The organism is Actinomadura sp. K4S16 (assembly GCF_008327685.1).
GTDB lineage: Bacteria > Actinomycetota > Actinomycetes > Streptosporangiales > Streptosporangiaceae > Spirillospora.
Window position 1 is genome coordinate 393,162 of sequence record NZ_BDDE01000011.1, and the last position, 19,515, is coordinate 412,676.

Sequence of the window (19,515 nt, forward strand, 5' to 3'; positions counted from 1 at the left end):
ATCCGTTCAACACCGCCGCGACCGGCCCGGTTGCAGCCGCACGGCCGTGCGGCGGCGGGCCGGGTCGGGCCGTTCGCCGAGGCCGTGCGGTGCGGTCAGCTCAGCCAGCCGGGGCGGATCATCCCCGTCTCGTAGGCCAGCACCACCAGCTGCGCGCGGTCGCGGGCCCCGAGTTTGGCCAGGATACGGCTGACATGGGTCTTGGCGGTGGCGGGCGACAGCACCAGCCGCCGCGCGATCTCCTCGTTGGACAGGCCCGCCGCGACCAGCTCCAGCACCTCCCGCTCCCGGTCGGTCAGCGAGCTGAGCTCGGCGGCGGGCGGCGGCGCGGAGATCCGGGACGCGAACTCGGCGATCAGCCGCCGGGTCACCGTGGGCGCCAGCAGCGCGTCGCCGCGCGCCACCACCCGCACCCCGTGGATCAGCTCGGGCGGCTCGGTGTCCTTGACCAGGAACCCGCTGGCCCCGGCCTTGATCGCGCCGTAGACGTAGTCGTCCAGGTCGAACGTCGTCAAGATCACCACCCGGACGTCGGCCAGCCGCGGGTCGGCGATGATCCGCCGGGTGGCCTCCAGCCCGTCCAGGACGGGCATGCGGATGTCCATCAGCACCACGTCGGGCCGCAGCTCGCGGGCCCGTGCGACGGCCTGCTCCCCGTCCCCGGCCTCGGCGACGATCTCGATGTCGTCCTCGCCCTCCAGGATCGACCGGAACCCCGCCCGGACCAGCGTCTGGTCGTCGGCCAGCATCACCCGGATCACGCGCTCTCCTCTGTCTCGCCCATTACGCCCTTCCCGCCCGGCCGGTGCGGTTCCGGCGGGTCGCCGGCGCCGTCCAGCGGCAGCCGCGCCCACACCCGGAACCCGCCCGCCGGGCCCGGCCCCGCGGTCAGCTCCCCGCCGACCGAGGCCGCCCGCTCCCGCATGCCCCGCACCCCGTTGCCGTCCGCGGCCCGCTCGGCCGGGCCGGCGCCGTCGTCGTCCACCCGCACGACCACCTCGCCGGGGAACAGCCGCACCTCGACCGTCACCGCCGCGGCCCCCGAGTGCCGGACGGCGTTGGTCAGCGCCTCCTGCACGATCCGGTACCCCGCCAGCCCGACCGGCGCAGGCAGCTCCTCCAGCGCCGCCGTCCCCGGCGACCCCGGCTCGGGCAGGTCGCCGGACCGCCGCACCGCCAGCCCGGCCGCGGCGGTCTGGTCCAGCAGCTCACCCACCCGCGCCAGCGACGGCGGCGGCGCCGGCGGCCGCTCCGCCGCCCCGGCCCCGTCCGGTTCCGCCGCGTCGACCTGCCGCAGCACGCCGAGGACGCCGCGCAGCTCCCGCAGCGTCTCCTTGCTGGCCGCCTTGATCGCCTCCAGCGCCGCGTAGGCGCGGGCGGGGTCGTCGCGGCGGTGCAGCGCCGCCCCGGCCTGCACGTTGATCAGCGAGATCTGGTGCGCCAGCACGTCGTGCAGCTCGCGCGCGATGCGCAGCCGCTCGGCCACCGCGCGGCGCCGCGCCTCGTCCTCGCGGTCGCGTTCGGCCGCGGCGGCGCGCCGCTCGGCGGCCTCGGCGAGGGCGCGGCGGCCGCGCACGTACTGCCCGACCGCCACCGTGACCAGCAGCCCCAGCGACAGCGACGCCACGCTGCGCGCGTCGGTGACCGCGTCGGGATCGCCGCCCCCGCCGCGCAGCGACGCCGCCGCCAGGAACCCGGCGTTGACGACGATGACCGCGCCCAGCGACACCGCCAGCCGGCACTCCACGGCCGCGTTGAACAGCGCCAGCCACAGCACCACCGCGACCGGCCCGTCCGGGTACCCCAGCGGGTAGTACAGGGGAGGCACCACCACCGCGACCACCAGGACCGCGACCGGACGGCTCCGCCGCCACGCCAGCGCGGCCGCCGCCACCGTGATCAGCGCCAGCCCGCCCGGCCACAGCGGCCGGTCCCCGGGCTTGACCGCCGCCTCGCTCATCGCCACCGACACCACCAGGACCGCCGCCGCCAGCAGGGCGTCGGCCGCCCGCCCGCGCGGCCACCGCGCGCCGCCCGCGATCCGCCCGGCGATCCCGCGCGCCGCCGCGGCCCGTGGCGCGGTCTCGGCCGCGCCCCGGGCCCGCGCGTCCGGGCCGGACGGGCGCCGGCGGCGCCGGGGGGTCGCTGTCACGCGCCAACCGTAGTTCAGCCCGGGCCCGTCCCGCGCCCCAACGAAGATCGTCCCTGCCCGGGCGGGAGCGGCCCGGCCCCTGACTTTCGTCAGTAACGGCCCAGATCACCGGCCAGTAGCGTGAGTCCCGTGAACGACTCCGCGGCCCCCGGTCTCCCCGCGCCCGCCCCACCCGCGCCGTCCGCGCGGGTCCGGCTGCGCGCGCTGGTCCGGCGGCCGTCCCGCGCGGCGCTGGTCAGGGACGTCCTGCTGTACGCGGTCCTGGTGCTGCCGGTCGCGGCCGGCATGGCCTCCCCGCCGCAGCCCGCGCGGCCGTCGTGGTGGCTGCAGGCGGCCGGGCTCGCCGTGCTCGCCGCCGCGATCGCCGCCGCCCGGGCCCGGCCCGCCCCGGCGGTGCTCACCGTGATCGCGCTGACCCTCGTCCACGGCAACTTCGTGTTCGCCATGCCCGTCCTGTCCTACCTGGCGGGCCTGCGCAGCGCCCGCGCGCAGCCGCTGCTGTGGACCTTCACCGGCGTCCTGGTCGGCGGGGCGCTCCTGTCGGTGCTCCGCGGCATGGACGTCACCGCCTGGTTCCCCCTCACCGTCTGGCTCGTCCTGCTCGGCGTCCTGCCCTGGCTGGTGGGCCGCTACTGGCGCCAGTACCAGGAACTGCTGCACGCCGGATGGGAGCGCGCCGAGCGCCTGGAGCACCAGCAGCGCATCGTCGCCGAACGCGAACGCCTGCGCGAGCGCGCCCGCATCGCCCAGGACATGCACGACTCCCTCGGCCACGAACTGGCCCTGATCGCCGTGCGCGCCGGCGCGCTGGAGGTCGCGCCCGGACTGGGGGACCGGCACCGCGCCGCGGCAGCCGAACTGCGCACCGGCGCCGCCGAGGCCACCGACCACCTCCGCGAGATCATCGGCCTCCTCCGCGACGACACCGCCGAACCCCCCGCCGCGCCCGGCACCGGGGGAGCGGTCCCGGACCCCGCGCCGGTGCGGCCCGCGCGCGAGAGCATCTCCGACCTGGTCGACCGCGCCCGCGCCTCCGGCGTCCCCGTCCGCCTCACCGGCGACGCCCCCGCCGGGCTCGCGCCGATGGCCGCGCTCACCGCGCACCGCGTCGTGCAGGAGGCCATCACCAACGCCGCCAAGCACGCCCCGCGCGCCGCCGTCACCGTCGCCCTCGCCGACCCCGGCGGCGAGCCCGGCGGGGTCACCGTCACGGTCGCCAACGACCCCCCGCCCGGCGGGCCGCCGCTGCTGCCGTCCGGCGGGCGCGGCCTGACCGGCCTCACCGAGCGCGTCCGACTGCTGGGCGGGACCCTGCACGCCGCGCCCACCGCCGACGGCGGCTTCCGCGTCACCGCCGACCTGCCCGCCGCCCCGCCCGCCCCCGCACCGGCCGCCCGGACGGCCCCGGCCGGGAAGGCGCCGACCCCGCGGGACGCGCTGCGCACCGCCCTCGGCCTCACCCCCGCCCCAGGCCCCGCCCCCAAGGCGGCCACGGGGGAGTGGCCCTCGGAATCGGCCTGGCACCTTGCCCGCGAACGCCGCCGGGTCCGCCGCGGCCTGATCACCGCGATCGCCGCCCCGACCGCCCTCATGGCGCTGCTCGGCGCGATCATGGCCGGCTACCACGTCTTCGCCACCCTCAACTCCGTCCTGCGGCCCGCCGACTACGGCGCACTGGCCGTCGGCGACCCCCAGCGCCGCGTCGAACAGGCCCTGCCGCCCATGCAGACCCCCGACGCCGGCACCGTCCGCTCCGCGGTCCCCGAACCCGCCCGCGCCCGCTGCCGCTACTACCGGCCCGACGCCAACGTGCTCGGCATCGGCCGCATCTACCGGCTCTGCTTCGCCGGCGGCCGCCTCATCGCCAAGAACACCTACGACACACGGCAACTCGGCGCCCACCGCGGAGACCGCCAGGAGGACCAGTGATCCGCGCCCTGCTCGCCGACGACGAGGCGATGATCCGCGCGGGCGTGCGCGCAATCCTGACCGCCGACCCCGGCATCGAGGTGGTCGCCGAGGCCGCCGACGGCCGCGAGGCCGTCGACCTCACACTGCGGCACCGCCCCGCCGTCACCCTCCTGGACATCCGCATGCCGCGCCTGGACGGCCTGGCCGCCGCCGCCGAACTGCGCCGCCTCGCCCCCGCCACCGGCGTCATCATCCTCACCACCTTCGGCGAGGACGAGTACATCGCCCGCGCCCTGGCCGGCGGCGCCAGCGGCTTCCTGCTCAAGTCCGGCGACCCCCGCGAACTGATCGCCGGGGTCCGCGCCGTCGCCGACGGCGCCGCCTACCTGTCCCCGAAGGTCGCCCACCGCGTCATCACCCAGATCGGCGGCGGCCGCCTGGACGCCCGCGCCCGCGCCCGCCGCCGCGTCGCCGCGCTCACCCCCCGCGAGCACGACGTGCTGGCCCTGCTCGGCGCCGGCCTGTCCAACGCCGAGATCGCCGGGCGCCTCCACGTCGTCGAAGGCACCGTCAAGGCCTACGTCAGCGCGATCCTCACCCGCCTGGACCTGCGCAACCGCGTGCAGGCCGCCGTACTCGCCCACCAGGCCGGCCTCGTCGACGGCACCGACGACCCCACCTGACCCCGCCCGCCCCCGCGCGGGGTCAGGCGTCGCGGCGGCGCAGCACCACCACCCCGCCGCACAGCGCCGCCGCCGTCCACGCCGCCAGGATCGCCAACCCCACCGCCTGCGGATACGGGCCGTCCCCGGACATGAAGTACCGGCCGGCGGTGCTGGGCATCGAGTCCGACACCCGCCGCGCGAGCCCCGCCCCGTCCCCGGCGCCCAGCAGCATCGGCGCCACCATCAGGAACAGGAACGCCGCCGTCAGCGACGCCGCCGTGCTGCGCAGCATCGCCCCGACCGCCAGCACCAGCACGGCCACCAGCGCCAGGTACACCCCGGACTGCAGCGCGTCGGCCGCGAACTCCCCGGCCCGCAGCCGCCCCCACCGCCCGAGGGCCGGATCGGCGACCGCGGTCCCGGCCGCGTTCAGCACGACCCCGAGCGGAAACGCCACCGCCGCGACCACCGCCGCCTTCGCGCCCAGCATCCGGCCCCGCGGCGGCACCCACTGCAGCGCCGCCCGGATGCTGCCCGTCGCGTACTCACCGGTGACCACCAGGATCGCCAGGGCCAGCACCACGAACTGGACCATGTCCAGCGCGCCGACCGCCACGCCGCTCACCGACACCACGCCCATGTCGTCGCCGGGCAGCGCGTTGGTGTTGTTGGACACCGTCGAGGTCGCCAGCGTGAACGCCATCACCGCCATCAGCGCCACCGCCGACGCCAGCCCCCACCAGGTGGACCGCACCGACCACAGCTTCGTCCACTCCGCGGCGACCGCGCCGCGCCACCCGCCGCCCTCGGCCGCTCGGACGCCGCCGCCCGCCCGTACTCCCATGATCGCCATCGCTCAGACCCCCGTCCCCGGCACCGCGCCGTACTCCACGCTCGCGCCCGTCAACTCCATGTACGCCTCCTCCAGGGACGCCTGCACCGCGCCCAGCTCCAGCACCGGCGCCCCCACCTCGAACGCGACCAGCCCGACGCGCTCCACGGCCAGCCCCGCCACCCGCAGCTCCTGCTCGCCGACGCGCCGCACCCGCCCGCCCGCGGCCTCCAGCCGCTCCGCCAGCGCCCGCGCGCGGGGGCTGCGGACCCGCACCGCGTTCCCCGACCCCGCCGCGATCACCTCGGCCATCGGCGCGTCCGCCAGCAGCCTGCCCTTCCCGATCACCGCCAGCCGGTCCGCGGTCAGCTGCATCTCGCTCATCAGATGCGAGGACACGAACACCGTCCGGCCCTGCTCCGCCAGCGACCGCATCAGCCGCCGCACCCACAGCACCCCGTCCGGATCGAGCCCGTTGACCGGCTCGTCGAACATCAGCACCCCCGGATCGCCCAGCAGCGCGCCCGCGATCCCCAGCCGCTGCCGCATCCCCAGCGAGAACGCCCCCGCCCGCCGCCCCGCGACCGCCTCCAGCCCCACCATCGCCAGGACCTCCTCCACCCGGCCCCGCGCGATCCCGTTGCTGCGCGCCATCGCCAGCAGATGCGCCCGCGCCGACCGCCCCGGATGCACCGCGCCCGCGTCCAGCAGCGCGCCCACCTCCCGCAACGGATGCCGCATCTCCGCGTACCGGCGGCCCCCGACCAGCGCCTCGCCCGCGCTCGGACGGTCCAGGCCCACCACCAACCGCATCGTGGTGGACTTCCCGGCGCCGTTGGGGCCCAGGAACCCCGTCACCTTGCCCGCCGCCACCTCCAGCGACAGCCCGTCCACCGCCGTCCTGTCCCCGAACCGCTTCGTCAGGCCCCGCAACACGATCATCAAGGTCCTCCCGTCCAGCCGTCCCGAGCGACGCTAGGCAGCGGGGGAGGAGCCCCGCACCGGGCGGACGCCACCGCCCGCCCCCGACTTTCGTCAGGAACCCGGCACCCCGGACGGCGCACGCGAACGGGCCGCCCCGAGCGGCGCCGAAGCACCACCTGGGACGGCCCGTGAAACCCGGCCCGCCGATCGAACGGCTAGCGGAGGGGACCCCGGCGGGGCGGCACGCCGCCCATCACGTCCGGCATCGTCACCGACGCGTCGTCCATCGGCGCGGCCGCGCCCACCATCGGCGCCGCCGCGGCCGCGGGCCGCGGCGTCCCGAGCGGCACCCCGAGGCCCGGACCCCGCGGCGCCGACGGGCCGGCCCCCAGCAGCACCGCGCCCACCGCCACGCCCCTCAGCGCCTCCACCAGCGGACGCAGCGCCAGCACCAGCACCATCGCCGCCGTCGGCGCCACCACGACGCCCACCAGGAACCCCGCCGCGACGTCATGCGGGTAGTGCACGCCCACGAACACCCGCGAGAACGCCATCAGCGCCGCCAGCGGCAGCACCAGCGGCGCCATCGCCCGCCACGCCACCACGATCGCCGCCGCCGACCCCGCCGCGATCGTCGCGTGGTTGCTCGGGAACGACCAGTCGCCCTGCGCCGGGCACGCCGCGATGTGCACCGCCCCCGCCACCGCGCGGCACGGCCGCTCCTCCTGGATGAAGCTCTTGGACACCTCGCTCACCAGATACGCCGACACCATCGCGAACGGCGCCGCGAGCGCCAGCCCCATCGCCCGCGCGTCCATGCCCCGGGCCCGCACCCAGCCCGCGACGAACAGCACCGCGAACAGCAGCAGCCCCGCGTCGGTGCCCACGTCCGCCGCCGAATGCACCCACGAGGGCGTGCCCTGCGCGAACTCGGTGATCTCCCGGTACAGATCCGCGCTGAAATCCGGCGCTCCCATGCTCTCCCTCACGCTCGCAGCGGCCCGTGCCCGTCATCTGCCAGACCCGTCATCTGTCAGACACCGAAAAGACCGCTGATGTTCACTCCACGGCCATGGAGGGTCAAGCTTTTCACCTTAGGGGGATCACTCGCCGGGCAATGGCCCCACTCGTAGCGCCGGTTCGCGCTCCGGCCCCTCGGCCGTCGCGACTTCGGCGGCCTCCGCGGCCTCGACCCCTTCGGCGGGTCGGGCGGCGCCGCGACGGCGCCGCCGCGCGAACCGCGCGCCCTCCACGACCGCAGTCACCCCCAGCGCCAGCCCGAGCCCGACCGCCACGCCCTTCAGCGGGTCGTCCTCGAACGCCACCCCGCCCGCATACCCCAGCAATGCCCCGTACAGGCCCCACGACACCGCCGCCACCGCCGCGAACACCGAGAACGACCGCAGCCTGAACCCGACCGCGCCCATCGTCACCGTCACCGCGGTCCGCCCGCCCGGCACGTACCGCGCCACCACCAGGATCAGCCCGCCCCGCTCGGCCATCGTCCGCCGCGCCCACCCGAACGCCCCGTGCCGCCGCGTCCCCGGCCGCGCCCCGCGCACCAGCCGCCCGCCCGCCCGGCGCCCCACCAGATACGACACGTGGTCGCCGGCGAACGCGCCCAGCGCGGCCACCGCCACCACCGGCGCCAGCTCCGGCCGCCCCGACGCCGCGTACACCCCTCCGGTGATGAGCATGCTCTCGCTCGGCACCACGGGGAAGAACCCGTCGAGCGCCGCCACCGCGAACAGCGCCAGATAGAACCACGGCGACGTCACCGCGGTGTCGATCACACCCGTCAATCCGTCCATGGGCACGACGCTAAGGAAGCGCCACCACCCGGCGGATCCCGCGAAAGGCCCTGTTCACCCCCCACTTTCGGCAGGGGCCGGGCCCGCGCCCTCAGGTCCGGGCACGACACCCGCCTCCCCCCGAAGGACCACTCCGCACCACCCGGCCCGCACCACCCGGCCCGCGCGGCCCGCCGGAAAACGGGTCGCGTTCCCGCCCCCGCCTCCACCACACTTCACACCCTGTGGGACACCTGCACATCTTCGACATGGACGGCACCCTGCTGACCGGCACCACCGCCAACCTCGAGATCGCCCGCCACCTCGGCACCCTCCCCGAGCTCCGCGACCTCGAGGCCCGCTTCGCCGCCGGCACCCTCGACACCCGCGGCTTCTCCACCGAGATCCACCGCCTGTGGCGCCACCTCACCCCCGCCGTCGTCGCCACCGCCTACCAGGCCGCCACCTGGCTCACCGGCATCACCGACGTCTGCGCCGACATCCGCGCCCGCGGCGAGCACTCCGCCGTCATCACCATGTCGCCCGACTTCTTCGCCCACCACCTCCTCGACCACGGCTTCGACCACGTCGTCGCCTCCCGCTTCCCCCCGATGCCCTTCACCGGCACCCTCGACCCCGCCGGCATCCTCACCCCCGACGACAAGGTCCGCATCACCGACGACCTCCTCGCCCGCCACCGGCTCACCACCGACCAGTGCACCGCCTACGGCGACTCCATGTCCGACGCGCCCCTGTTCCGCCACCTCGCCAACACCGTCGCCGTCAACGCCGACCACCACCTCGCCGACATCGCCGCCCTCGACTACCGCGGCACCGACCTCAACGCCGCCTACACCCTCGCCCGCACCCTCCGCCCCACCTGACCCACACCACCACTGACCTGGCGCGACTCATCGAACCTGGCCGACACGCCGCCACTCGCCGACCCCGCCCCGACATGGCACGATCACACACGTGACCAGCACACCCGCCGCACCGCACCACCTGCGCGACCTCGCACGCCTGCGCCGCGTCCGCGACCGCATCGACCGCGAGTACGCCCGCCCCCTCGACGTCGAGGCCCTCGCACGCGGCGTGAACATGTCCGCCGGCCACCTCAGCCGCCAGTTCCGCCAGGCCTACGGCGAATCGCCCTACTCCTACCTCATGACCCGCCGCATCGAACGGGCCATGGCCCTCCTGCGCCGCGGCGACCTCACCGTCACCGAAGTCTGCTTCGCCGTCGGCTGCTCCTCACTCGGCACCTTCAGCACCCGCTTCACCGAACTCGTCGGCATGCCGCCCAGCGCCTACCGCCGCCGAGCAGCCGACACCCCGCCCCCGCCCACCTCCTCCGGCACCGCCGCCGGCGTCCCCTCCTGCCTGGAAAAACAGGTCACCAGACCGATCAGGAATCGAGAAGCGCCCACCGCCCCGCCGCCCCTAGCGTGACCACCGTCCACCCCCCTCCCGCACCGCCGATCGGGTAGACAGAGCCCACTGCCGCGCCCGACACATGGAGACACGATGAGCAAGGCCACGAGCACGGACACCACCCCGCCCGCGCCGCACGCCGCCGACGTCCACGACCTGATCCGCGTCCACGGAGCACGCGTGAACAACCTCAAGGACGTCGACGTCGCGATCCCCAAACGCCGCCTCACCGTGTTCACCGGCGTCTCCGGCTCCGGCAAGAGCTCACTGGTCTTCGGCACCATCGCCGCCGAGTCCCAACGCATGATCAACGAGACCTACAGCGCCTTCGTCCAGGGCTTCATGCCCACCCTCGCCCGCCCCGACGTCGACGTCCTCGAAGGCCTCACCACCGCGATCATCGTCGACCAGCAGCGCATGGGCGGCGACGCCCGCTCCACCGTCGGCACCGCCACCGACGCCAACGCCATGCTCCGCATCCTGTTCAGCCGCCTCGGCCGGCCCCACATCGGCTCACCCCAGGCGTTCTCCTTCAACGTCGCCTCCATCAGCGGAGCAGGCGCCGTCACCACCGAACGCGCCGGCAAGACCGTCAAGGAACAACGCAGCTTCAGCGTCACCGGCGGCATGTGCCCCCACTGCGAAGGCACCGGCACCGCCAACGACTTCGACCTCACCGCCCTCTACGACGACACCCTCTCCCTCAACGAGGGCGCCCTCACCATCCCCGGCTACACCATGGACGGCTGGTACGGCCGCATCTTCCGCGGCTGCGGCTACTTCGACCCCGACAAGCCCATCCGCAAGTACACCGACGCCGAACTCCACGCCCTCCTCTACAAGGAACCCGCCAGGATCAAGGTCGAAGGCGTCAACGTCACCTACGAAGGACTCATCCCAAAGATCCAGAAGTCCTTCCTCAGCAAGGACCGCGCCTCCATGCAGCCGCACATCCGCGCCTTCGTGGACCGCGCCGTCACCACCACCCCCTGCCCCCACTGCGACGGCACCCGCCTCAGCGACACCGCCCGCTCATCGAAGATCGACGGCATCAGCATCGCCGACGCCTGCGCCATGCAGATCAGCGACCTCGCCGCATGGGTCCGCGGCCTCGACGCCCCCTCCGTCGCCCCCCTCCTCAAAGCACTCGGCGACACCCTCGACTCCTTCGTCGAGATCGGCCTCGGCTACCTCTCCCTCGACCGCCCCTCCGGCACCCTGTCCGGCGGCGAGGCCCAGCGCACCAAGATGATCCGCCACCTCGGATCCTCGCTCACCGACGTCACCTACGTCTTCGACGAGCCCACCATGGGCCTGCACCCCCACGACGTCCAACGCATGAACGACCTCCTGCTCCGCCTCCGCGACAAGGGCAACACCGTCCTCGTCGTCGAACACGAGCCCGAGACCATCGCCATCGCCGACCACATCGTCGACCTCGGCCCCCGCGCCGGCACCGCCGGCGGCACCATCTGCTACGAGGGCACCGTCGACGGCCTGCGCACCAGCGGCACCATCACCGGCCGCCACTTCGACGACAAGACCCCCCTCAAGGACACCCTCCGCACCCCCACCGGCACACTCGAGATCCGCGGCGCCGACACCCACAACCTCCGCGACGTCGACGTCGACATCCCCCTCGGAATCCTCGTCGCCGTCACCGGCGTCGCCGGCTCCGGCAAGAGCTCCCTCATCCACGGATCCATCCCCAAGGGCGCCGGCGTCGTCTCCATCGACCAGACCCCCATCCGCGGCTCACGACGCAGCAACCCCGCCACCTACACCGGACTCCTCGACCCCATCCGCAAGGCCTTCGCCAAGGCCAACGGCGTCAAGCCCGCACTGTTCAGCGCCAACTCCGAAGGCGCATGCCCCAACTGCAACGGCGCGGGCGTCATCTACACCGACCTCGCCATGATGGCCGGCGTCGCCACGACCTGCGAGGAATGCGAAGGCAAGCGCTTCCAGGCCGAGGTCCTCACCTACACCCTCGGCGGCAAGAACATCAGCGACGTCCTCGCCATGCCCGTCGACCACGCCGAGCAGTTCTTCGCCGAAGGCGACGCCCGCACCCCCGCCGCCCACCGCATCCTCCACCGCCTCGCCGACGTCGGCCTCGGCTACCTCACCCTCGGCCAACCCCTCACCACCCTGTCCGGCGGCGAGCGCCAGCGCCTCAAACTCGCCACCCACATGGCCGAGGACGGCGGCGTCTACGTCCTCGACGAACCCACCGCCGGCCTCCACCTCGCCGACGTCGAGCACCTGCTCGCCCTCCTCGACCGCCTCGTCGACGCCGGCAAGTCCGTCATCGTCATCGAGCACCACCAGGCCGTCATGGCCCACGCCGACTGGATCATCGACCTCGGCCCCGGCGCCGGCCACGACGGCGGACGCGTCGTCTTCGAAGGAACCCCCGCGCAACTCGCCGCCGAACGCTCCACCCTCACCGGCGAACACCTCGCCGCCTACCTCGCCACCTGACCGGGCCCACGAAACCCACGGCCGCGCAGGAACACAAACCCCTGCGCGGCCCCCTCACCCGGCCCCGCGCACCGCGTCAACCACGCCGCCGGCCCTCCACCGGACCCAGCAGCGGATGCACCCGCATCGCCGCCTCCAGCTCACCCGGAAGCTCATCGCGGTACCGGCCCAGCGTCGACAGATCCGCATGCCCCAGCACCCGCCGCACCGCGTCCATGTCCGTCGCCGCCGCCAGCAGATGCGTCGCCGTCGTATGCCGCAGCCCATGCGGCGTCACACTCCGCCGCCGCCCCGGCTCCACCCGCTCCAGCACCCGGTCGATCACCCCCTGCACATCACCCCGCGCCAACCGCCGCCCCCGCCACGACAACAGCAGCGCCTTCGGCTCCCGCCCCCGATCCAGCACCACCCGCCCCTCCGCCAGATACGCGTCCAGCACCTCCGCCACCGGACGGGGGAGCGGCACATCCCGCGTCCGCCCGCCCTTCCCGAAGATCCGCCAATACCGCGTCCCCCCGTTGACGAAGAAGTCCTCCACATTCGCCGCCGTCAACTCCGACACCCGCGGCCCCACCGCCGCCAGCAGCAGCACGATCAGACCGTCGCGCAACTCCGTCCGCTGATCCGCACGCCGCCGCACCGCACCCGACCCCGCACCCGGCGCCTCGGCCAAACCCCGCGCCGCACCCAGCAGCCCCTCAGCCTGCTCCACCGTCAACGCACGCCGCTCCGCCCGCAGCCCGCCCCGCTCCTTCGGCCGCACCGTCACCGCCTGCATCGGATTCAGCTGCACCCACCCCGCCACCACCGCATGCCGGAAGAACGCCGACACCGAACGCCGGAACCGCGCCTGCGACGCCGCACTCTGCGACGGCGCACCCGCGGCCCCAGCGGGCCGCGCCCCCCGGCGCCGCCGCTCATCAGGCTTGCGCGCGAACCTGAGCAGAACCTCATCGACGTCCTCGCCCGTCAGATCGTCCAGCACCCGGTCCTCACCCGCCAGCGCCGCGAACGTCACCACGTCCCGCACGTACACCTCGGCCGACGACGGCGCCAGCGCACCCGTCGACGCCTTCGCACGCACCATCTCCGCATAGCGGTCCACACACTCGGCCACGGACAGACGCTGAACATCGGCAGGACGCACCCGCCGGACGCTACCGCCCGCCACCGACACAACCCCGTAAGATCGACAACATGGGGGAGAGGGCACTGTTCGACCAGGTCGGCGAGATCGTCCGAGGCTCCACACCGCCGGCCCTCGGCCACCCCCACGTCCAGGTCCGCCACAACGGCGTCAAGGCCTGGTTCGGCGACCCCGCGCCCCAGCGCGAGCACTACGAGGCCCAGATCATCCCCGCCGCCCTCGCCCCCGGCGCCCGCGACCACGCCGTCGAGATCGGCTTCCACGCCGAACACCGCGACGAACCCGACAACCAGGACGCCCTCACCCGCCTCCTCACCACCGAACCCGCATGGCGCGCCGAACTCGGCGACGAACCCCGCACCGGCGCCTTCCTCGGCCGCGACACCTGGCGCCGCATCTCCGAGACCTGGCCCGACGCCGACCTCACCGGCCCCGACATCCCCTTCGAGATCGGCGTCCGCCTCGTCGACTACATCCGCGCCCTGGAACCGCACCGCCGGCGGGTATGACCCCGCACACGCGTTCATCGGACACGCGTTCACCGGACACGGGGGAGGGGCCGTGCTCATCGGCACTTCGGGATGGCAGTACACCGACTGGCGCGACGTCCTGTACCCGCCCGGCCTAGCGCAGCGGCACTGGCTGCGGCACTACGCCGACACCTTCGCCACCGTCGAGAACAACAACGCCTTCTACCGCCTGCCCACCCGCGAGACGTTCGAGCTGTGGCGCGACCACACGCCGCCCGGCTTCGTCATGGCGGTCAAGGCCAGCCGCTACCTGACCCACATGAAGCGCCTCAAGGACCCGGCGGAGCCGGTCGCGCGCCTCATGAACGCCGCCCAGGGCCTGGGGGACAGGCTCGGTCCCGTCCTGCTCCAGCTCCCGCCCACGCTGCAGGCCGGCACCGACCGCCTCGACGAGTGCCTGCGCCGGTTCCCGGACGGCGTCCGCGTCGCCGTCGAACCCCGCCACCCCTCATGGTGGACCGACGAGACCCGCCGCGTCCTGGAAGACCGCGGTGCGGCGCTGTGCTGGGCCGACAGCCTCGGCGAGGCGCAGACGCCGCTGTGGCGCACGGCCGACTGGCGCTACATGCGCTTCCACGAGGGCCCCGCCGAACCCTGGCCGGAGTACGACGACGAGACCCTCCAGCGCTGGGCGGACGAGCTCGGTGGGGAAGGGGATGCCTACGTCTACTTCAACAACGACCCGGGGGGCGCCGCCGTCCGCAACGCTCTGCGCTTCGCCGAGCTCACCGGCAAGCCGTGACGCCCGGGGAGCGGACCCCTGCACCCCCGGCCGACCGTGCAAAAGCCCCACTTCCCCACAAAGTTCGCAAACCAGACAGAATCCAGCTTCTGTCTGGTTTGACTAGAAAAGGGGGCAGAGCACGCGCGGAGGAGTGGCGGTACCGCCGGAGGCGCCGGCCGACCACACTGGTCCGGTGAACGACCTCACCATGACACCGCGGCTCGCCCCGCCGACCACGGCGGTGCGCGACTCGTTCCTGGCCGGGGAGAGGACCGACCACCTCGCCACCGGCGACCCGACGGACTGGCTCGACGAGGCCCACCAGGACTTCGAGGCCTTCGTGGCGCGCCGGCGCGGCGTCCAGGAACGCTGGGGCGTCCCGTCGACGACGTTCTGGTACGTCTCGGGCGAGCACTACATCGGCACGCTCATCCTGCGGCACCGCCTGACGCCGGAGCTGGCCGAGGTCGGAGGACACATCGGCTACCACGTCGTCCTCCCGTGGCGGCGCCGAGGCCACGCCACGCGGATGCTCGCGGCGGGCCTCGCCGAAAGCCGCCGGCTCGGCCTGGAACGCGTCCTGCTGACATGCGCCGCCGACAACGAACCGTCCCGGCGGGTCATCCTCGCCAACGGCGGCGTCCACGACGGCCTCGCCCGCGGCGAGGACCGCTACTGGATCGACCTCTGACGGACGACCGCGCTCCGCCCCGACCGGTTCGCCCCGGCGGGGGCGGGCAAGGGGGCCATATGACCTGGACCACGCGAGGACGACGCCGGGGGTGAGACGCCCATGACCGCCGACCAGGCGACCGGACTGCCCGAGTATCCGGTCAACGACCCCGCGCTGCTCAAGCTGTCGCCCGCGGAACTGCGGGATCTGCAGAGCGAGCGGCTGAGGGCCATGGTCCATCACGTCCACCGGAACGCGCCCTTCTGGCGGCGCAGACTGGACGCGGCGGGCATCGGCCCGGCCGGCATCAACGGCGTGCGGGACGTCGCGCGGCTGCCCACCTGCACAAAGGCAGACCTGCTCGCCGACCAGGAGCGCGACCCGCCGTTCGGCGGATACACCTGCACGCCGCCCGCCCAGTGGCTGAAGGTGTTCACCACCTCGGGTACCGCCGGCAAGCCGCTGCGCCGGGTCTTCTCCCGCAGGGACTGGCGGCTGATCCTGGACTGGGTCGCCCGGCAGCCGCCGCTCACCGGGCCGGGCGAGATCGTCGTGCTGACGACCCCGGTGGACGCCATGATGGGCGCGACCGTCCTCACCGACGCGGTGCAGCGCCGCGGCGGCCTGGTGTTCCAGGCCGGTACGCGGCCGGACCCGCAGAAGGTGGAGGCGATCGCCGAACTGCGGCCCGCGGTCGTCGCGGGCTCCCCGTCCTACCTGCTGCATCTGGCCGACGTCGCCGAGGGCGCGGGGATCGACCTGAGCCGGTGCGGGGTCCGGACCGTCTTCGCGTGGGGGGAGCCGGGGTGCGCGGTCGAGGCGACCAGCCGCCGGTTGCTGGAGCGGTTCGGCGCGGGAAACCTCGTCGATGCCCTCGGGATGACCGAGTTGATGCCGTTGGGCGGTAACTGCCCGTACTCGGCTGACCTGCACTTGTCGGATGACTTCGTGTTCGTCGAATGCCTGCGTCCGGATCGCGACGAACCGGTCCCGCCCGGTCATCTGGGCGAGTTGACGTACACCAACATGGTCGGCGACACCCAGCCGCTCCTTCGGTACCGCAGCGGTGATCTGGGGGTGCTGTCCGACGGTTCGGCGTGCGCGTGCGGATCGGTGGGGACTCGCATCGTGGGCTCGATCCAGGGCCGGGCCGACGACATGATCTGGTATCGCGGCGCGAACATCTTTCCCTCGGCCGTGGAGGCGGTGGTGCGCGGCATGCACGACCTCGGTGACGAGTACCGTCTCGTCCGGTCGCGCGATGCGGACACGCTGACGGTGCAGGTCGAGTCGCGTGCACGGCTCGACGGTCCGGCGCGCGCCGCGCTGGGCGACGCGGCCGCCGAGGCGCTGCGGGGCGCGATCCGCGAGCGCGTCCCGGTGCAGGTGCTGGATCCAGGCTCGCTGCCGCGTGCCGATGGTCTGCGCAAGGCGCGGCGCGTTGTCGACCGCGGCTGAAGGCGGCGGATTCCGTCCTACACTCCCTCTCTCGGGCCTGCCGTCGATGGTCGATAATGAACATTATGTTAAGTAGAGCGCGGTGAGGGCCCTTCTCGGTGTTCGGGCGTCGCGGGTGATCGATCTGGTTTGATCTGTGGGCGAGGGCCGTGGAGGCTTGGTTCGGTCGGTTGTCCGGGTCATCGGCGGGAGTGGTGTGCATGGTGCCGGACCGGTTCGTTCGTGCGCTGGACGTCTTCGAGGGCGTGCTGGCCGGAGTGCCCGCGGATCGGTGGCTTTCTCCCTCGCCGTGCGAGGGCTGGGCCGCGGTCGATGTGGCCGGGCATGTCACGGCCGGGTTGCTGGTGGTCGAGATGCGGGCCGCCGGGCGTGAGCTGCCCGAGGACGATCCGGACTGGCGCGAGGTCGCCGGCGCGGACCCGCTGGCCTCCTGGCGGCGGGTGCGGTCCCGGATGATGGCCGAGCTCTCCCCCGAGGCTTTGGCGCGGCCGGTGCAGCTGGCTCTCGGGCTGGAGATGACGCTGCGCGATTGGCTTGAGGGGTATCCCCTGGAACTGCTCGTGCACTCCTGGGATCTGGCCCAGGCCACCGGGCAGTCGGTCGTCTTCGATGCCGATCTGGTCGGTCCCGCGCTGGCGACGGCTGAGCAGATGGCGCCGGGTGGCCGTGAGGCGGGCATGTTGGGGCCGGAGGTCGCCGTTCCGGAGGGCGCCGACGTCCAGGCGCGTCTGCTGGCGCTCTTCGGCCGCTCCCCCGCGGGCGTGTGATCCGGGCGAGCGTTGTTACGGAGAGTGACGGCCGGGTGGGCCTCTCCCCCGGTTGTTCTTCTGATGCGCGGGTGGCGGCCAGGCCGTCGTAGGCGTCGCCGACGATGAGTTCGTGCCGCGGTGTCGACACCGGCGCGCACGAGGGCGTCGATCTGGTGGTCGAGGTGTGCTGGGGCGCCCGCGCCTACGGCGCCTTGGTAGTGCCGGCGGGTGCGTTTTCGCGTGTTCGGCGGTGTGCGTTCAGTACGGAGTCGAGCAGGCCGGGGAACAGTGCGTCGAGGTCCTCTCGGCGCAGCCTTACCAGCCGGGACCGGCCCTGCACCTTCGTCCATGTGACGCCGGCCTCGCGCAGCACCCGGTAGTGGTGCGACAGCGTCGTCTGATGCACGTCGATCTCGGCGCCGATCGCGTTGCAGAAGGCCTCGCCCATCCGGTCGAGGCGCAGGACGAGGTCCAGCCGCACCGGATCGGCGAGCGCTCGCAGAACGTCCACCAGCCGGATGGCCTCGGTCGCCGGCTGTGACACCTCGCGCATCGCCGCCCCCTGTGTTCCGCGTACTTCGGCACGCTACCAACTCATTGATATATGGACAACCATCCATGTATTGCCTAGGGTTTCGCTCGGTACTCCTGGGATCCCTCTGGAAAGGCGGCGTCGCCCGGTGTTGAAACGACTCCTCCCGCTGGCTCTGGCGACCTTCGCCGTCGGCACCGACAGTTACGTCATCGCCGGCCTGCTGCCGGCCATCGCCGCGGACCTGCGGGTCTCCACTCCCGCCGCCGGGCAGCTGGTGACGGTGTTCGCCCTGGTGATGGCCGTGTCGGCGCCCGTCATGGGCGCGCTCACCAGTGGACTGGCCAGGCGGTCCGCGCTGCTGATCGCGTTGGGGGTGTTCGTGGTCGGCAACGCCGCCACCGCCCTCGGGACCGGCTTCGGGGCGGTGATGGCCGCTCGCGTCGTCACGGCGGTCGGGGCCGGGATGATCAATTCCGTCGCCTCCAGCACCGCGGGGGCCATCGCGCCACCGGAACGCCGAGGCAGGGCCCTTGCCTTCGTGTTGGGCGGCCTCACGTTGGCGACGGCGTTGGGCCTCCCCCTCGGCACGCTGATCGGCCGTACCGACTGGCGCATCACCCTGTGGGCCGTCGCCGGGATCGGCCTTGCCGCGCTTCTGGGAATCGCCGTCGGCCTGCCCGAGGTGAGGCTCCCGGCCGCCACGCTGGGCGACCGGCTGCGTCCGCTCAGGCAGGGCAGGGTTCTCGCGCTGCTGGCGGTCACCACGCTGGTGTTCCTCGGCGCCTACACCCTCTACACCTACATCGGCCCGGCGCTGGAGGACGCGACCGGCGGCTCCGAATCGCTGCTCTCCGTCGTCCTGCTGGCCTGGGGAGTCGGCGTCCTGGCCGGGAACATCGTCGCCGGACGGCTGGTCGACCGGCACGATCCCGCGCGGGTGCTGACCGGGCCTCTCGTGATCGCCGCCATCGCCCTTGGCCTCACTTCGGTGGCGACCGCCACGCTCGTGTCCACTCTGGCATGGGCCGCGATCTGGGGCGCGGCGCTGGGCGTCGTCGTGGTGCCGCAGCAGCACCGGCTCATCGCCCTCAGTCCGGAAGCGGCACCGGTTCTGCTCGGCCTCAATTCCTCGGCCATCTATGTCGGGATCGCTCTCGGCGGTGGTTTGGGCGGGCTGGTTCAGGAGTGGTTCGCCATGGCGCCCGCCGCGCTGGGGTTGCCGGCAGCCGGTGTCACGACCCTGGCGCTGCTCTACCACTTGGCGGTCGTACGCCTTCGCGCGTCCGCAGCGCCCCGGCCGACCCGCTCCACCGCGGAGAAGGCCCAGGCGTGACGCCCTGCGTTGGGTGCGAGCCTCGGGACGGCGGGGGCCTTCAGATTGTGGTCATCAGGGGTCTCCTCCTGAATGAGGAGAGCGGTTAGGGTGCGGGTATGCGCCGACGACATTGATCTTCACCTGAGGCGGGGCTCGCGCGGAGGCTGTACGCCTACGCGTTCCTCGAGGACT

General features: G+C 73.7%; 19 protein-coding genes. 11 read left to right on the forward strand and 8 right to left on the reverse strand.

What is annotated here, in order from left to right:
* Positions 1–95: 95 nt before the first annotated feature.
* Positions 96–761, reverse strand: a complete 666-nt coding sequence (locus K4S16_RS09020; RefSeq protein WP_149258396.1) for a response regulator transcription factor — start codon at positions 759–761, stop codon at positions 96–98.
* Entirely contained in the window at positions 758–2,152 is a 1,395-nt protein-coding gene (locus tag K4S16_RS09025) for a sensor histidine kinase (protein WP_235036667.1), read from the reverse strand. Before K4S16_RS09025 ends, K4S16_RS09020 begins: the two co-directional genes overlap by 4 nt.
* Positions 2,153–2,281: 129 nt before the next feature.
* On the opposite strand from K4S16_RS09025, the gene K4S16_RS09030 reads away from it, so the two are divergent.
* A complete protein-coding gene (locus tag K4S16_RS09030) occupies positions 2,282–4,081 on the forward strand; it encodes a sensor histidine kinase (protein ID WP_149258397.1) in 1,800 nt (599 codons plus the stop codon).
* Positions 4,078–4,746: a response regulator transcription factor gene (locus K4S16_RS09035; protein WP_149258398.1), complete on the forward strand. Its 669-nt coding sequence runs from the start codon at positions 4,078–4,080 to the stop codon at positions 4,744–4,746. The genes K4S16_RS09030 and K4S16_RS09035 overlap by 4 nt, the downstream gene beginning before the upstream one ends.
* Positions 4,747–4,768: 22 nt before the next feature.
* On the opposite strand, the gene K4S16_RS09040 is transcribed toward K4S16_RS09035, so the two are convergent.
* The 4 genes from K4S16_RS09040 to K4S16_RS09055 form a co-directional block, all read right to left on the reverse strand.
* Positions 4,769–5,581 (reverse strand): ABC transporter permease, encoded by an 813-nt coding sequence (locus tag K4S16_RS09040; RefSeq protein ID WP_149258399.1) that lies wholly within the window; start codon positions 5,579–5,581, stop codon positions 4,769–4,771.
* 3 nt (positions 5,582–5,584) lie between these two features.
* Positions 5,585–6,502 (reverse strand): ATP-binding cassette domain-containing protein, encoded by a 918-nt coding sequence (locus K4S16_RS09045; RefSeq protein WP_149258400.1) that lies wholly within the window; start codon positions 6,500–6,502, stop codon positions 5,585–5,587.
* A gap of 197 nt (positions 6,503–6,699) precedes the next feature.
* Complete coding sequence (locus tag K4S16_RS46405) at positions 6,700–7,461, reverse strand: phosphatase PAP2 family protein (protein WP_149258401.1); 762 nt, start codon at positions 7,459–7,461, stop codon at positions 6,700–6,702.
* 126 nt (positions 7,462–7,587) lie between these two features.
* Positions 7,588–8,295, reverse strand: a complete 708-nt coding sequence (locus tag K4S16_RS09055; RefSeq protein WP_149258402.1) for a DedA family protein — start codon at positions 8,293–8,295, stop codon at positions 7,588–7,590.
* 224 nt (positions 8,296–8,519) lie between these two features.
* Here K4S16_RS09055 and K4S16_RS09060 point away from each other — a divergent pair, with 224 nt between their 5' ends.
* The 3 genes from K4S16_RS09060 (at position 8,520) to K4S16_RS09070 (ending at position 12,192) form a co-directional block, all read left to right on the forward strand.
* A complete protein-coding gene (locus K4S16_RS09060; RefSeq protein WP_149258403.1) occupies positions 8,520–9,158 on the forward strand; it encodes an HAD family phosphatase in 639 nt (212 codons plus the stop codon).
* Between the two features lie 91 nt (positions 9,159–9,249).
* Positions 9,250–9,726 carry a helix-turn-helix transcriptional regulator gene (locus K4S16_RS09065; RefSeq protein ID WP_149258404.1) on the forward strand — a complete coding sequence of 159 codons (477 nt, stop codon included), beginning with the start codon at positions 9,250–9,252 and terminating at the stop codon, positions 9,724–9,726.
* Between the two features lie 75 nt (positions 9,727–9,801).
* Entirely contained in the window at positions 9,802–12,192 is a 2,391-nt protein-coding gene (locus K4S16_RS09070) for an excinuclease ABC subunit UvrA (RefSeq protein ID WP_149258405.1), read from the forward strand.
* Positions 12,193–12,268: 76 nt separating this feature from the next.
* On the opposite strand, the gene K4S16_RS09075 is transcribed toward K4S16_RS09070, so the two are convergent.
* On the reverse strand, positions 12,269–13,339 hold the full coding sequence (locus K4S16_RS09075) for a tyrosine-type recombinase/integrase (protein WP_149258406.1): 1,071 nt from the start codon (positions 13,337–13,339) through the stop codon (positions 12,269–12,271).
* A gap of 50 nt (positions 13,340–13,389) precedes the next feature.
* Here K4S16_RS09075 and K4S16_RS09080 point away from each other — a divergent pair, with 50 nt between their 5' ends.
* From K4S16_RS09080 to K4S16_RS09100, 5 genes are all read left to right on the forward strand, one after another.
* Positions 13,390–13,848, forward strand: a complete 459-nt coding sequence (locus K4S16_RS09080; RefSeq protein WP_149258407.1) for a hypothetical protein — start codon at positions 13,390–13,392, stop codon at positions 13,846–13,848.
* A 52-nt stretch (positions 13,849–13,900) separates the two neighbouring features.
* Positions 13,901–14,611, forward strand: a complete 711-nt coding sequence (locus tag K4S16_RS09085; protein ID WP_149258408.1) for a DUF72 domain-containing protein — start codon at positions 13,901–13,903, stop codon at positions 14,609–14,611.
* Between the two features lie 175 nt (positions 14,612–14,786).
* Entirely contained in the window at positions 14,787–15,284 is a 498-nt protein-coding gene (locus K4S16_RS09090; RefSeq protein ID WP_200841760.1) for a GNAT family N-acetyltransferase, read from the forward strand.
* 102 nt (positions 15,285–15,386) lie between these two features.
* Positions 15,387–16,724, forward strand: coding sequence for a phenylacetate--CoA ligase family protein (locus K4S16_RS09095; RefSeq protein ID WP_149258409.1), 1,338 nt, complete (start codon positions 15,387–15,389; stop codon positions 16,722–16,724).
* A 200-nt stretch (positions 16,725–16,924) separates the two neighbouring features.
* Entirely contained in the window at positions 16,925–17,491 is a 567-nt protein-coding gene (locus K4S16_RS09100; protein WP_149258410.1) for a TIGR03086 family metal-binding protein, read from the forward strand.
* 184 nt (positions 17,492–17,675) lie between these two features.
* On the opposite strand, the gene K4S16_RS09105 is transcribed toward K4S16_RS09100, so the two are convergent.
* A complete protein-coding gene (locus K4S16_RS09105; protein WP_149258411.1) occupies positions 17,676–18,026 on the reverse strand; it encodes a helix-turn-helix transcriptional regulator in 351 nt (116 codons plus the stop codon).
* Between the two features lie 127 nt (positions 18,027–18,153).
* On the opposite strand from K4S16_RS09105, the gene K4S16_RS09110 reads away from it, so the two are divergent.
* Positions 18,154–19,341 carry an MFS transporter gene (locus tag K4S16_RS09110; RefSeq protein WP_149258412.1) on the forward strand — a complete coding sequence of 396 codons (1,188 nt, stop codon included), beginning with the start codon at positions 18,154–18,156 and terminating at the stop codon, positions 19,339–19,341.
* Positions 19,342–19,515: the final 174 nt, after the last annotated feature.